Genomic DNA, 14,490 nt, shown 5'->3' on the forward strand with positions numbered 1-14,490 from the left:
AGAATTAATTTGAAGTGTTAATTGAAAAGAAATTGTTAGCATAATTCTCTGCTATTTTGCTAGCGTTATCTCCGCCCATCGCCACATTTACTTCATTAATGTTGATGTAGTGTGGAGCATCAAATAGAGATAAGACTTCTGCCTTGATTTCTACAGTAGCGGTTGTATTTGCTTTTATTTCGGCCTTAACTTCTTTTTTTATTGTCTTATAATTTTCATTTCCGCCAATGTGATAAACCATTCCTTTTCTGTTACCATCAGATTCGAATATTTCTCCTTCCATCAGCAGGAATTTATAGCCCGTATCCCAGTTCCAAGCCATTTCATTGCTAGGGTCGAGGTCACCTGTATTATCTAAGCTTAGATTTTTTTCAGGATCAATTCCAATGGAAAATTCTATGGAAGAAATTTCTTGTAGCTCTAGATCAGGAATTTCAATAGTTAATTCCTTTCTTGTGCTCGTTTCTTCCAACAAATGATAACTTTCTGGTTCAGTGAAGATGACTTGTCCTTCTTCATCTAAAAACTTTATATTGGAGATGTAATATTTTAATACGGCAATATTAAAATCCACTTCGTCTCTGTTATACCGAAAGCCTTCAAACTGCAATGGTTCGCCATTTAACAGATTTTCAAATTCAATTTTTAAAGTGCCTTTATCAATTTCTTCATTCTCAGTACAAGAAGTGAAGGTTAGCGCCAAAAAAAGAGGCAAGGCATATATAAATTTGTTTTTTATTGTTTTCATATTTTTCTTCAATTGTTAAAAAATTCATATCTAAATCACGCAGTTAGTGAGGGTTAGAGAAATCCGGATTATTTAAGAATGATTCGTCTGTCAACATGTGTAAAAAAGCGATCACGTCTTTCTTTTCTTTTTCAGTTAAGTGTAGCCGAATTTCATCATGAACATTTATAGGCTCGTTGCTACCTTCGATGATTAAAATATCCAAGGTTTCACTTTTTTTAATGCCCGAATTGTAATGATCTAATACTTCTTCCAGAGTTTCAAATCGTCCATCGTGCATATAAGGAGCCGTTACAGCAATATTCCTTAAGGTTGGGGTTTTAAATCGCCCTTTGTCTTGAGGCTTGCCTGTAACTGCCATTAAGCCATCATCCATTGTCTCATCATTATCTAACCCATTGTTATGAAACCCTTGAAATCCATCAATATCGCCTGAAGTAAGCGGTCCCAAATGACAATCTCCACAATTAGCACCTCTCAATTGACCTGGAATTGGATGTGTGAAAAAAAGGTTCATCCCGTTTAATTCCGATTGAGTAGGCTCAATTTCGCCTCTCAAGTATTGGTCATATCGAGAATCCGATGATATTAATGCCCTTTGAAACTGTGCAAGTGCGTTCCCGATTCTTTCCACATTGATGTCATAAGAACCAAAAGCTTTTTGAAAATCAGCAGCATACCCTTTCTCTTCCAACTTTTTAACTGCCTGCTCTAAAGGCAAATGCATTTCTATTGGATTTTGAATTGGATCAAGCGACTGATCTTTTAAGCGATCGAATTTTCCCGACCATGTGAAATTTTCTGTCCACAGCAAATTACTTAGCGACATTGCGCTTACTTTTCCTAGCCTTCCTTCAAATCCTTCGCTTTTCGCCTTTCCGTCAGTAAATGCCAATTTTTGTTGGTGACATGTACCGCAAGAAATGCTATTATCCGCTGATAAAGCTTTTTCATAAAATAGCTTTCTTCCTAGTTCAAATCCATTTTTTGTGATGGGGTTGTCACTAGGTATGCGTTCCTTGTAGTCTCCAAAATAAACTGGTGGGTTTATTTGATAACTGTCTTCTACAACTGGAGAGTATTCTTCAGGATTGCACGCTATTAACCAAGGATATAAGGAAAGCAGAAATAAAATTCTACTTTTCATTATAGAGTATCGTCAATTAGTTAAAACTTGTGATTATTAAGGATTAGGCTAATAAACGAGGGGGATGGGTAATGTCAAATTCAAATAAGAATTTGTATATATTCGAGTAATCAGGGTAAAAGTGAGTATTTGGAATATCTGCGTTAAATACTTTAATGCTAAGTGTTTTTGGACTATTATCAAGCTGAATCTGCTCTGTTAAAGTGTTTTTTTCTGAACTCTTTTTTTCAGCTTCTTTTTTCAATTGGTCATTTAAATAACAACTTCCATAACACATCGTCATGGGTTCGTCTTTGTTCACACAAAACAATTCCGCTAATCTGTCTCTATTTACTTCAAAATTAAGTCTGATGACCATGAACATGAAGGTATGGCAGAGAAAAAATAGTAATAGCGTTATGGTGATGACTTTTTGCTTCACGTTTACAAAAGTAGGTGTTATTTTATCTTTAATCAATTGCAACAAAAAATAGTTCGTTAAATCATAACGTTTAAGGTGTAGAATGTAAAAAAAATTAGATTGTTCGTTACAAATGTTACTTAAATCTTACTTCTTTGGATGATTCTTTTTTATCGATAAGGCTTCAAAAATAGTCGATAAAATTATTTTTAAAGTTTTTTTTATATTTTTGATATTGAAGTAAATTAATATTATGCCATTAACTCCACTTACTGAGCCATTAGGAAATCAAAGAGCTTCTCATCTTCTAAGAAGAACTGTATTTGGTGCAACTCCAGATTTAGTTCAGGAATTTTCTCAACTCACACCTCAACAGGCAATCGAAAGACTTTTTATATCAGACCTTCCATTGCCAGAGCCTCCAATAGACCCTGCAACAGGTCAAGAGTGGATGCTAACTGGAACTACAGATGCTAATAGTGAGGGCTTTGAGTTAGAACAATACTTTTTAGGTTGGCAGATGGGGCAGTTTTTAGCGCCAAATGTAGAAGAGAATCAGAAATTACCCTATATTTTTAGAGAAAGGCTTGTCTATTTTCTTCATACACATTTTACAACTAAAAGATCAGTTGTAGGAAGCAGTAGAGCCTTATATTTTCAGAATCAGCTTTTTAGAAAATTTGCATTTGATCAATTCTTCACGATAGAAGATTCGCTAGAGCCTTTGAACTTTAAAGATTTAGTATTGAAGGTTTCTTTAGATAATGCCATGTTAAGGTTTCTCGATGGAAGGCTAAATGTTAAAGGAAGTCCTAATGAAAATTTTGCTCGTGAACTTTTAGAACTTTACACAATTGGTCGTGGTCTTGAGGGAACTGATAAAGGAAGTAGTGAAGTAGGAGATTATGGTACTTTTACAGAGCTGGATGTACAAGAAGGTGCTCGAGTTTTGTCAGGTTTTAATACTGATCAAAATTTTAGTTTCATAGATGAACAAACCTCTTTGCCCACAGCGATAGCTAAAGGAGATGGTTTGACAGCAAGTCAGCATGATAATGCGAGCAAAAAATTAAGCTTTAGGTTTGGCGAGGCTGTAATATCTCCAAATCCTGAGTTACAATTAAATGGTCAAGCTACTTACGAAAGTGCTGTTGATGAAATTAAACAGTTTGTTGATGTAATTTTCCAGCAAGAGGAAACAGCAATTCATATCTGCAGAAAATTATATAGATTTTTTGTGTATCATGAAATTAAAGAGGAAACTCAAAATGGTGTCATAAAAGATATGGCAACCGTCTTTGTAGAAAGTGGTTTTAGTTTACAAGCTGTCCTGACATCACTATTCCAAAGCAGAGAGTTTTATGAAGGAGGTGATGGCTTAACGGATGATAATTTTGGTAGTATTATTAAAAGCCCAATTGATTTAATTATTGGCCATGCAAGAAATTTCGAACTTCAATTACCAGATTATCTTACAGATGCCACTACATTTTACGAATTCACAAATGAGTGGCTCAATACTATGAGAATAATGGGCCTTAATTTTTATGAGCCTTTTGAAGTAGCGGGTTACCCAGCCTATCATCAGTTTCCAATTTATCACCGAGGATGGATTACTACCTCTTATTTAACTCAAAGATACGCTTACGTTCAAAGAGTGAGTAGAGCTGATATGATGGAAATGTCTGTTGCTATTTCTACACCAATACAATATGTGGAAAAATATGTAGATAATGCTATCGCTGCGAATGCTAGAGAACTTGTAGTTGAAGTGGCAAATCAGTTTTTAGCTCTAACGGAGAATTTAGGTTTTCAAAATGAAGGAAGTAGTCCGCTTACAGAAGAAAGGTTGAATTATTTTCTCAATGCATTTTTGAAAACTTTTCAGATAGATGAAAACCCTGAAGAAGCATGGACTTTCAGATGGACACAGGGTGTTGATCGCGAAACGGTTGAAAGACAACTTCAAGATTTATTTAATGCTATTTTACAATCACCAGAATATCAATTGATGTAGGTTATGGATAGAAGAAAATTTATAAAAAGATTAGGATTTGCTGCTGGTGGTGCTGTTGCTTTTAATGGTATCCCTATAAAATTATTGTCTTCTCATCAGCCATTAAAAAGTCTATTGCCGAAAAGTGACAACGACAAGGTATTGGTAATCCTTCAACTACATGGAGGGAATGATAGTACAAATAGTTTTATTCCGATTGATAATTATGATCTTTATTACAGTAGGAGAGCCAATATTGCCATTCCATATAAAAGTGGCAATCGGACCTTAATTCCTTTAGATAGTACTTTAAACCCTGCCGATCAAGTCGGTCTTCATCCTGACATGATTGATTTTAAAAGCATGTATGATAGGGGGCATGCAGCAGTGTATCAGGGGGTTTCTTATCCTAAAAATAATGGGTCTCATTTTAGAGGAAGAGACATTTGGTTCATGGGTGGAGATTATGATGATTATTATTCTTCTGGATGGGTAGGGAGATATCTCAATCATATTTATGCTCCATCTGAGTATCCTGATGATTTCCCAAACGCAGGCATGCCAGACCCATTAGCTTTAGAAATGGGAAATGATACTTCATTATTATTTCATCAGGAAGGGAATATTCCAACATCTATTTCATTAGGAAATAGCCCTGGGCAACTGCTGAATCAAATTGAAAATTTAGAAGGATTTGCAGATGAAGGGATAGATCCAAGAGGTTTGCCACCAGAACATTTAGCAGGCTCTCCTTATAAAAAGGAAATGGATTGGATATTAGGATTAGAAGATAAATCTGAAACTTACATTAAAAGACTAGGAGAGATTTATCAATCTTCTAATGAAACTAAAGTAGATTATCCTGAAATATATCCGTTTAATGCGCCATCAGGTAGCTTACGAAATCCTCTAAGCGGGCAGCTTCAATTAGTAGCTCGTTTATTAGGCGGTGATATAAAAACTAAGGTTTTTCTAGTGAAAATTGGAGGATTTGATACTCATGCAGGACAGGTGGAAGGAAGTAATACTACCATGGGGGTTCATGCTACTAAAATGTATCATATTTCGGCTGCAATGAAAGCATTTCATGAGGATTTAAAAGCTCGTGGTTTACAAGATAGAGTCTTGACCATTAGTATGAGTGAATTCGGTAGAAGAATTCCATCAAACGGAAGTTACGGTACCGATCATGGAAAGGGTGGAGCGGTAATGGTATTTGGAAATCGAGTGAATCCTGGAGTATTTGGTACTAATCCGGATTTAACTCAAAGTAATATAGGATTACAATTTGACTATAGACAGCTCTATGCTAGTATTCTTCATGAATGGTTGGGAGTAGATCAAGCAAGTATTAATAACGATATCTTTTTTAAAGATTTTTTCAACGCATCTGATGAAAATGGGAATCCATTACCTGATGTAGAAATGATTTCTAATAGCATTACAGGAACAAATTCTTGGTTAGGTAAGCATTATAATGTGGCTAATCCATTTCCAAATCCAGCAGCAGATTCAACCAATTTAAAGATTCAATCAAATGAGGCTGGAAAGGTAAGAATTGAAATTATTAGCATAACGGGACAATCAATTGGTGTGATGATGAAGCCTTTAATGCAAGGTAGTAATGATATCAAATTGGACTTAAGTGGATTAAAATCCGGTATTTACCAAATCAGAATTAATGCCAAAAATATAAATGACTCTAAAAAATTAATCAAGAACTGATTTATGTTGAATATTAAATTATTCAGAGTATTTGTAGCTCTGATATTGTTTGCTTTAGCTTTAAATCCTGCTTATAGTCAGTTGAGGAAGCAAAAGCCTAAACCAGGTAATCAAGCGCAAGAATTCTTACAAACACAATGGTGGTTAGGAATTAGAGGAGGGACTAATATTACACAAACTACATTGATTGAAAGCTTTTCAGGGTTAAATCCTATCAATTATAATGAAGATAAGCTAGTAAAAGAATACGAAGATTTTGTTGATCCAGCCTTTCATATTGGGTTGGATGTCACTTTTTATCACAAGGGATTTTCTGTAATGACTTACCCAACTTTTTTTAGAAATAATATCAACTACAATAGTGAGCTCGCTTGGTCAGGAGAAACGGATAGAGATCAGTATGAAACCAGTTATCAGGTAAGACAAAGCATTACTTTTTTAGAGCTTCCAATTGCTGTTAAATATGATATTCTGGGAGAAAAAATTAGACCGTTTGTGATGGCTGGAGCATTTTATGCTTTTGCTTTTGATGCTAATAAAGAAGTTAATGTATTTGAAACCGATTATGCATCCGGTGAAGCCGTAGAATTTGAAAGAGCCAATATCAAATTAAATAATAGGGAAGAAGTATTAAACAATTATGGAGTATTGGGTGGAATAGGTGTGAGTTTTGACTTTTGGAATATTAGGTCAATTATTGATGTTCAGTATCGACATAGTTTTCAGTCAATTGTAAATGATCAAACCCGATTTGATGAGAATACTTTTTCATCATTTGGTGAGGTGCAAGATGACTATAGTCTACAAAATTATAGCGCCTCAGTAAGTTTTGTTTTTCCACTTCGATTTATTGATTCTCAGTTTAAAGCATTATGAAAATTATCAATCTGAAATTAATTTTATTAAGCTTAATTATTTTTTCTGCCTGTTCTGAAGAGGAAGTTTCCCCCCAACAATCTTTCCTGAAGATATATGATGATGCAAATTATAATGCTGCTTACAGTCCGGTAGGTTTACAAAAAAATCTAGATAACTTTTATATATTATCTGAAAGAAGTTTAAGATCTAGCGATTTTTCAGGAATAAATATAGTGACTACTGATTCCATTGGTAATTTTATCAATGAACAGCCGCTAGAAGAAAACCTTGTGGCACCTACTAAATCTTTACAGAAAATTGGGAATACACTTTATTTTTTCTGTATGGATCGAAATACTTTGAGGCCATATTTGGCAAGTATTAGCGAAAATGGCGAATTATCTACTACAGCTTTAAATACGACAGCTTCTTATCCATTAGCGGCTAATACTACTTCAAATAATAATTTATTATTACTGTCCTATGATCCAGATGGTTTAAATACAATTCTTACTGAAGTCAGTCGGGAAGGACAGATTTTACAACAGGCTGCATATTCTATTGGGCCAGGTAGCGATGTTCAAGACCCTATAGTGGATCATTTTACAAAGAGAAGTGCTCGCTTGCCATTTTTCTGTGGACAAACTGCAGGGGATAGATATTATTTTAATGGCTTTTTCAATTATACACTTTCTTTAGTATTTACTGACTTTAGTGATAATCCAACGGGTGTTTTACAAGGACAAGGAACAGACGCAGGCTTAAAAGCTGCATTTCCAACAACAGGTTCAGACTTTGCCATTGTTGGCTATCAATTTGCGGATCATTTTATGAATGCTAAAACTACATTGCCAATTAACGAAATTAACTCATCAGTAAATTTATTTGATAGAAATATACCCGAGATATCGGAAAAGGCAATATGCAGAATTACAGCCTATTCTTCCAGCACTACCGATTACACTGTAATAGCTTCTGAAACAGAAGGGAGACAAGTAGTACTTTATTTTTATAATATTAATTCAGGGCAACTAGAAGCTACTTATTACCTAGGGACTTTAAATCCATTTACATTATCAGATATTATAGCATTGGATGATGGTGGGATTGCCATTACTGGAACCACTTTTTTAGCTGGAAGATTTGAAAGAATTTATCTGCAAAGAATTAATAAGCAGCAGGTTTTGGATATTTTATAAATCTGGAATTGTATTTTAGCAAATTATACAATCATAAATTACAAATTGAGGTCTTCTAATAAACAACAGTTCTTATTCGGTAAAATAAAGGAGGTACCATTTTATTTTCATTGGATTTCAGAGTTCTTTCATAAGTCTAACATCAAAGAATCAAATAAATTAAGTGACCAAACTTGCGATGATTTAGATTTTGAAGAGCTTTTTATGTTCCTAGATAGAACGAATTCTAGTGTTGGGCAACAATATTTTTATTATCAACTCAGAACAATTTCTAAGGACGCAACTATAAAATCTGAGGACGAGGTCATTATTGATGAGATCGCTAATAATCTTAATTTTAGAAAAACCGTGGAGGATAAGCTTCGATCCTTAAATAGCACTGAAGCATATTACATCTCTAAACTCTTTCAAGAAAAGTCATTTGAAGTACCTAGGTGGTATAAGTTACTTCCGATTTTAACATTAATGACATTATTTTCCTTAATAGGGCTCCTTATATTTCCTGATTTAATTTATATTATTCCATTTCTGCTAATAGCTAATATGTGGATTCACTACAGGAATAAGAATAATTTAGATTATTATATTTCTGCTTTACCAGAATTAGTGAAACTTTATAAGGTAAGTCATTTTTTCACTAAAAAGTATCCCAATTATTTCGCTAAACAAGATATTTCCAAATCACTGCATGAGATTAAGAAAATGAAAAAACATTTCTATTTATTCCAGATGGAAAATAGATTGCAGGGAGACGTTACTACTATCTTATGGGGATTATTAGAACTGTTTAAAATTTCACTACTACTAGAGCCAATCCTTTTTAGAAAACTTATTACTAAACTCAATACTAATAAGCTTGATATAAAGAACCTGCATTCTTTTATTGGTAAATTAGACATGCTTTATTCGGTTAGTTCATTAAGATCAGGTTTAAATACTTATAGTAAACCTGATTTTCACAATCAAGAGTTTAATCTCATAGCTAAAGGAATTTATCATCCGTTAATTCCAGATTGTATTAAAAATGATATCAATACATCCGGTAAATCTGTTTTGTTAACAGGATCGAATATGTCGGGTAAAACAACTTTTATCAGAACAATTGGGATAAACCTAATCACTGCTTTGAATTTAAATACATGTTTTGCTGATTCAATTCAACTACCTTTTATGAATTTATTATCAGCCATTAGAATTAGTGATGATTTAATGAATGATAAAAGTTATTATTTTGAGGAGGTTGCTACAATCAAAAATATTATTGAAAACTCATATAATGAAAGCTATAGTTTAATTTTGTTAGATGAGATATTTAAGGGTACTAATACTGTTGAAAGAATATCGGCTGGTAAAGCTGTTTTATCTTATCTAAGTAAAAAGAATAATTTAATATTTGTATCGACTCATGATATTGAATTAGCAGATCTTTTAAAGAATGAGTTTAATTTATTTCATTTTAATGAGTCAATAGAAAACGATAAAGTTTCTTTTGACTATAAATTAAAGCAAGGAAAGGTTAAAACCAGAAATGCTATCAATATTTTGAAACTTTCAGATTATCCTGACGAAATAATTAAAGATGCGTTTAGTACAGTAAAGAGCATGGAAAGTAAGTTTTAATAAAAGCTTAACTATTTTTTCTCAATTGCTTTATAGCCACTTCAAAATCTTTAGGATATGGAGCTTCTGCACTTATCTTTTCCCCATGCAAATCAGTTAAAATTAGACTTTTAGCATGCAAGGCAAATCTTTTAATAATTGATTGTTCTTCAGTTTCTTTAGCGGCATGGTAATTTCTTTTTATTGCAGATAAAAACAATGGGTTACCTCCATAGGTTTCGTCAGCCGTAATGGAAGCCTTTAGAGAAGCTAAATGAACTCTTATTTGGTGCATTCTACCTGTTTCTGGTTTGCAAGCTACTAGGCTATGTTTTTTATAACTCTCAATAGTGTTGAAAATGGTTTTCGCATTTTTACCTTGCCTGTGTGATATTTTTACATAGCCTGAAGCAGTAGTATGCAGCGGTAAATCAACTATTTCATCTTTAAATTGATGCAAACCATCCACAATTGCATGATAGGTTTTATCTACTTGTCGGTGCTCAAATTGTATTGATGCATTTCTATAAGCTTCAGCATTTTTAGCTATTAATAAAACCCCTGATGTTTCTTTATCTAATCTGTGGCAAATCTGATAATCATCATTGTAATCTTTAACTAAGGATAAAATAGTTACTGTGTCATTTCTGTCAGCTAACGTTGAAATGAATGGCGGTTTATTAATAAATATATAATCATCGGACTCATCAATGATGAGAGGCTTTATAGATTTGTAATACATTTTGAGAAATAAATTTAATCGGTTTCCGATTCTTCTTCAGCAATAGGAACGTAAGGCTCTGGAGCTTTTTTAACAGGAAGTTTAAAACTAAACAGAGAGCCCTTGCCCAATGTACTAGTAACAGATACAGATGAGCCATGAGCTTCAATTATGTGCTTAACAATTGCCAAGCCTAAACCTGTACCACCTCTTTCTTTTGATCTACTTTTATCAATTCTGTAAAAGCGTTCAAAGATCCTCTTGATATGTTCAGGTGAAATTCCTGCTCCATGATCCTGAATCGCAACCGTTACATCTTTATCACTGATTTCAAAACCGACCACAATTTCGGTATTTTCATCCGAATATTTGATCGCATTGGAGATCAAATTTACGATTACTTGATAAATACGTTGATAATCGGCTATGACGTGAATAGGGGATTGATAATCCTTGTCAAATTGAAGAATAATATTTTTCTTATCTACTTTCCCTTCAAATTGATCAAATACATCTTGAACTAAAGCATAGATATCAATTTCTTCAAAATGCATTTTTATTTCACCAGCTTCGATATGAGAAAGTGTTAGCAAATCATTCACTAACATTTCAAGACCATCTAAACTTTTGGCTGCTTTTTTTAAAAATTTACCTCTCACTTTTTTATCACTAACGGCTCCATCTAAAAGTGTATAAACAAAGCCCTGTGCCGCAAAAATTGGCGTTTTAAGTTCGTGTGAAACATCTGCTAAAAATTCTCTTCTGTAGGTAGCCATTCGTTTTAGCTCATCAATTTCTTGTTGTTTATTAGCTGCATAGCTAAAGATTTCCTGATTAATTTTACGAAGTGGATTTAATGACTTTTGATCATTCATGTCATTCACGAAAGAGTAATTTTTTTCTCCTAGTTTATTGAAAACCTCATAAAGCTTGTTAATCTCTTTAAAGAAAAGAAATTCTAATACTATACTAATTAGTAAATAAGCTGAGGAGGAGGATAATATGAAAGTAAGTATTAATGCTATATTACTTACTCCTTCCAATAAACTTAGAAAAGCAGTAGTTACAATGGCAATTGATATTGCCAATAAAATTGAAACACCTCTAGAATTAAAAAGCATATTTTAATCCATATCAAATTTATAGCCCACACCTTTTACAGTTGAAATGTAGCCTTCACCTACTTTTTCCCTTACTTTACGAACGTGTACGTCCACTGTTCTCGCTAAAACATATACGTCTGAACCCCAAATATTTTGCAATAAATCATCTCTATTAAATACTTTATTAGGATTTTGAGCAAGGAAGTAAAGTAATTCAAACTCTTTTTTAGGCAGGGAAACTTGTTTGCCATCAACTGTTACGGTATAACTTGTGCGGTCAATGGACAATCCTCCAATGTTGATTTTATTGCTATCTTTTTGCTTTTTAACATCTCTTCTGAAATAAGCGTTAATTCTACTCATTAGAGCCCTTGGCTTGATGGGTTTTGTAATATAATCATCAGCGCCATTTTCAAAGGCTGCTACTTCCGAATACTCTTCTGAACGAGCCGTTAAAAAAATGATAAAAGCATTTGCAGCTTCTGGGATTTCTCTTAATTGCCTACAAGTTTCAACACCATCCTGATTAGGCATCATAATATCTAATAGTATAAGCTGTGGTTGAAATTTCTTTGCTTTTTCAATTGCAGACTTACCATCAGTTGCAGTTTTTACTTCATAGCCTTCTTTTGTAAGGTTATAATCTAGTAATTCTAAGATGTCTGATTCATCGTCAACGACAAGCACTCTATGGTTTTGCTTGTTTCCCATGGTTATTTAAGATTTTGTTTTAGGCTAAATTCGCTAAAAATATCTATAAATTAAGCGATAAATGTGGTAATAACAATTTCTTAATATCTAATTAAACTTTAAGATACATTTGTTATAAAGAATTAAAATTATTCTGATAATAATTCAACATTTTAAGAATGTCGCCATTAAAACTTTCTTCTAATTGCTTTTTCAATGTATAGTAATTTCCACTATACCTTTTATATGACAGTAAAAAAGCATTGTTCACATCCAATTCAGTTTGTACATAATTTTTGTATTCCACATTTTTAAAAGGCTGTTCAGATAGTTCTTTTTTGAATTTTTCAATAAATTGATATTTGAGATTTTCCTTTTTTACAACGCTATATCCTTCAATTTTTCTGTAAAAGTTTTCGAATCTATTTAAGTAATTATTTATGAATCGATTGAAAAGATGTCTGTCTTCTAGTTGATCTAGGTAATTTTTGTATTCTTCACTTTGAGTTAAGTTCGCTTCTTTAAAATATAGCTTGGTAAATTCCTGACCGAAAAAAGAGGCTAAGTTTTCATTAAAATCAATGCTATCTCTTATAAAAACCTCATCATGCGTAAGTTCATGTAAAATCAATTCAATCAATCTGCCATCAGTATTATTCAAAACATTACTTAACAATGGGTCATTTAACCATCCTAATGTTGACCAGGCTCCTGCAGTTCTTAATCGAGTATCATAGCCTTTGTGCCTTAAATCCTTCTCTAATTTTTCAGCTTCTTCTTTTATGAAAAAGCCTTTATAAGCTACTTTTCCTAATACAGGGAACTTCCACTCGTAATTTTCCAATTGATAAGGTAATGCTGCAGTAACTACCCACATTAATTCTTTGCCCTTTTGGTCATACATCTTTTCATATTGGCCATTAGCTTCAAAACCCAAACTGTTTTGAGCGAATTCTTTTACTTTTTTTACGAGCTGTATTTTTGATTTTAAAGAATCAGGGTAAGATTTATCAGTTAAATAATTATCAAGGGGTTCAGCATAATACATGATTGACAGCTGTCCTTTTGCTTGATGAAAACCGTAAACCACAAGTTTCCATTTCCAAATCAAGAAAATGGATATAATGATGAAAGTTATTAGAATAATTTTTCTGAAAACTGATTTCAATTATTTATTCGTTATGGGCAAGGTTTTGAAAATATTAAAGTAAACTGCGTGGGAAAATTCAAATATTTTATTCCCGAAATCCCAATAGGGTTCAAAACGAAGCAGCAAAGTAGAAGATTCACCGATTTGAAATTCATTCATAACTCTAAGAATCAATAGTTCGCGTTGATCTTCAAAAAATCTAGAGTTTGGATCAGTGGAATATGATTGGTAAATCCTACCGCCTTTATAGGAATAAAAGTGATCTCCTTTCCAATAACTCAGCATAAAATCACCTACTTTAGTTTCTATTGTACCATTTAGATAATAGCCATATCCTTGAATAAACGGAAGTCTAAATTCTCTACTGTCATCTATATAATGGAGAAAATATCCTTCCAGTTTATGACCCTCAAAAAAATCAAATTTATTTTTCCTTTCGTAAGAAAATCCAAATGCATTGTTGAAACGTGTAACCAATGGTTGCCCTCTGAGTGCATCAATTTGTCCTGCTCTATGATAACCTCTGAATTGATAATGAAAACTTAAAGTGTTGTTATGTTTTTGATAGAAATCATATCTACCTACAACTCCTCCTGATACTTCTTCTTTGAAAGGAGAATCTTGATAAATCATTTTCTCCCAGTTAATCCATGCATCAAAAAATATTTTATCAGTATTATATAAATACTGAAGACCATTTTCAAGAGGATCAACCATTAGCCTTTCAAAATCTTCAAGCGGTTCTAACATTTTATGATGTATTGATCCGTTATAATTCCCGAATATAAGTTGACTATTATTCCAATTGTAAAGAATGCTGATATAGGGTATGGAATAGGTTAAATTATTATTTCCAAAATCTTTCTGTAAAAAAATACCTGCCTGAAGATTTACTTGTTCATGCAATTGGTATCCAATACTAGGTATAAATCGAGTGCCGAATAGCGTATATCCTTTTACAATTTCATTAAAATACTCATTGTTTTTGTTGAAGGCTAGCACTCTTAAATTAAAACTGAAAGGATCATCTAATGTACTGTCAATTTCTATTTTTTGCTCAAATCCAGAATTGTCTAATTGTGCTAATAAAGGATTAATACAAATAACTATAATAATAAGAGAAACATTAATAAATTTGAATTGCATAAATTTAG

Annotated in this window: 13 protein-coding genes; 5 read left to right on the forward strand and 8 right to left on the reverse strand. The window is 32.9% G+C overall.

Translation table 11 applies throughout. The annotated features are described in order from the left end of the window. Positions 1 to 4: 4 nt before the first annotated feature. The 3 genes from QYS47_RS06290 to QYS47_RS06300 are packed head-to-tail and all read right to left on the reverse strand — an operon-like array spanning position 5 to position 2,358. Positions 5 to 748, reverse strand: a complete 744-nt coding sequence (locus QYS47_RS06290; RefSeq protein ID WP_322348079.1) for an MbnP family protein — start codon at positions 746 to 748, stop codon at positions 5 to 7. Between the two features lie 43 nt (positions 749 to 791). Continuing rightward, positions 792 to 1,895 (reverse strand): cytochrome-c peroxidase, encoded by a 1,104-nt coding sequence (locus tag QYS47_RS06295; RefSeq protein ID WP_322348080.1) that lies wholly within the window; start codon positions 1,893 to 1,895, stop codon positions 792 to 794. Between the two features lie 43 nt (positions 1,896 to 1,938). After that, on the reverse strand, positions 1,939 to 2,358 hold the full coding sequence (locus tag QYS47_RS06300; protein ID WP_322348081.1) for a hypothetical protein: 420 nt from the start codon (positions 2,356 to 2,358) through the stop codon (positions 1,939 to 1,941). A 190-nt stretch (positions 2,359 to 2,548) separates the two neighbouring features. Between QYS47_RS06300 and QYS47_RS06305 the strand changes: the two genes are divergently transcribed. The 5 genes from QYS47_RS06305 to QYS47_RS06325 are packed head-to-tail and all read left to right on the forward strand — an operon-like array spanning position 2,549 to position 9,693. Continuing rightward, positions 2,549 to 4,312, forward strand: a complete 1,764-nt coding sequence (locus QYS47_RS06305) for a DUF1800 domain-containing protein (protein ID WP_322348082.1) — start codon at positions 2,549 to 2,551, stop codon at positions 4,310 to 4,312. Positions 4,313 to 4,315: 3 nt separating this feature from the next. Further along, positions 4,316 to 6,016: a DUF1501 domain-containing protein gene (locus QYS47_RS06310; RefSeq protein ID WP_322348083.1), complete on the forward strand. Its 1,701-nt coding sequence runs from the start codon at positions 4,316 to 4,318 to the stop codon at positions 6,014 to 6,016. A 3-nt stretch (positions 6,017 to 6,019) separates the two neighbouring features. Beyond that, positions 6,020 to 6,892 carry an outer membrane beta-barrel protein gene (locus QYS47_RS06315; protein ID WP_302127210.1) on the forward strand — a complete coding sequence of 291 codons (873 nt, stop codon included), beginning with the start codon at positions 6,020 to 6,022 and terminating at the stop codon, positions 6,890 to 6,892. Beyond that, positions 6,889 to 8,073 carry a hypothetical protein gene (locus QYS47_RS06320; RefSeq protein WP_322348084.1) on the forward strand — a complete coding sequence of 395 codons (1,185 nt, stop codon included), beginning with the start codon at positions 6,889 to 6,891 and terminating at the stop codon, positions 8,071 to 8,073. Before QYS47_RS06315 ends, QYS47_RS06320 begins: the two co-directional genes overlap by 4 nt. A gap of 45 nt (positions 8,074 to 8,118) precedes the next feature. Next, on the forward strand, positions 8,119 to 9,693 hold the full coding sequence (locus QYS47_RS06325) for a MutS-related protein (protein ID WP_322348085.1): 1,575 nt from the start codon (positions 8,119 to 8,121) through the stop codon (positions 9,691 to 9,693). 7 nt (positions 9,694 to 9,700) lie between these two features. Here the strand turns inward: QYS47_RS06325 and QYS47_RS06330 are convergent, their stop codons facing one another. From QYS47_RS06330 to QYS47_RS06350, 5 genes are all read right to left on the reverse strand, one after another. Then, entirely contained in the window at positions 9,701 to 10,414 is a 714-nt protein-coding gene (locus QYS47_RS06330) for an RluA family pseudouridine synthase (protein ID WP_322348086.1), read from the reverse strand. 14 nt (positions 10,415 to 10,428) lie between these two features. Next, on the reverse strand, positions 10,429 to 11,514 hold the full coding sequence (locus tag QYS47_RS06335; RefSeq protein WP_302127207.1) for a sensor histidine kinase: 1,086 nt from the start codon (positions 11,512 to 11,514) through the stop codon (positions 10,429 to 10,431). Positions 11,515 to 11,517: 3 nt separating this feature from the next. After that, the gene (locus QYS47_RS06340; RefSeq protein WP_308357320.1) at positions 11,518 to 12,207 is read right to left on the reverse strand and encodes a response regulator transcription factor; all 690 of its coding nucleotides are present in this window, start codon (positions 12,205 to 12,207) and stop codon (positions 11,518 to 11,520) included. Positions 12,208 to 12,319: 112 nt separating this feature from the next. Next, complete coding sequence (locus QYS47_RS06345; RefSeq protein ID WP_322348087.1) at positions 12,320 to 13,354, reverse strand: aminopeptidase; 1,035 nt, start codon at positions 13,352 to 13,354, stop codon at positions 12,320 to 12,322. After that, positions 13,355 to 14,482, reverse strand: a complete 1,128-nt coding sequence (locus QYS47_RS06350; protein ID WP_302127204.1) for a hypothetical protein — start codon at positions 14,480 to 14,482, stop codon at positions 13,355 to 13,357. Positions 14,483 to 14,490 lie beyond the last annotated feature (8 nt).

The organism is Marivirga arenosa, assembly GCF_030503875.2.
GTDB lineage: Bacteria > Bacteroidota > Bacteroidia > Cytophagales > Cyclobacteriaceae > Marivirga > Marivirga arenosa.

Coding starts and splice junctions, on each gene's coding strand:
- QYS47_RS06340 (WP_308357320.1), bottom strand. CDS start 12,207: ATGGGAAACAAGCAAAACCATAGAGTGCTTGTCGTTGACGATGAATCA.
- QYS47_RS06315 (WP_302127210.1), top strand. CDS start 6,020: ATGTTGAATATTAAATTATTCAGAGTATTTGTAGCTCTGATATTGTTT.
- QYS47_RS06320 (WP_322348084.1), top strand. CDS start 6,889: ATGAAAATTATCAATCTGAAATTAATTTTATTAAGCTTAATTATTTTT.
- QYS47_RS06330 (WP_322348086.1), bottom strand. CDS start 10,414: ATGTATTACAAATCTATAAAGCCTCTCATCATTGATGAGTCCGATGAT.
- QYS47_RS06290 (WP_322348079.1), bottom strand. CDS start 748: ATGAAAACAATAAAAAACAAATTTATATATGCCTTGCCTCTTTTTTTG.
- QYS47_RS06305 (WP_322348082.1), top strand. CDS start 2,549: ATGCCATTAACTCCACTTACTGAGCCATTAGGAAATCAAAGAGCTTCT.
- QYS47_RS06350 (WP_302127204.1), bottom strand. CDS start 14,482: ATGCAATTCAAATTTATTAATGTTTCTCTTATTATTATAGTTATTTGT.
- QYS47_RS06310 (WP_322348083.1), top strand. CDS start 4,316: ATGGATAGAAGAAAATTTATAAAAAGATTAGGATTTGCTGCTGGTGGT.
- QYS47_RS06335 (WP_302127207.1), bottom strand. CDS start 11,514: ATGCTTTTTAATTCTAGAGGTGTTTCAATTTTATTGGCAATATCAATT.
- QYS47_RS06295 (WP_322348080.1), bottom strand. CDS start 1,895: ATGAAAAGTAGAATTTTATTTCTGCTTTCCTTATATCCTTGGTTAATA.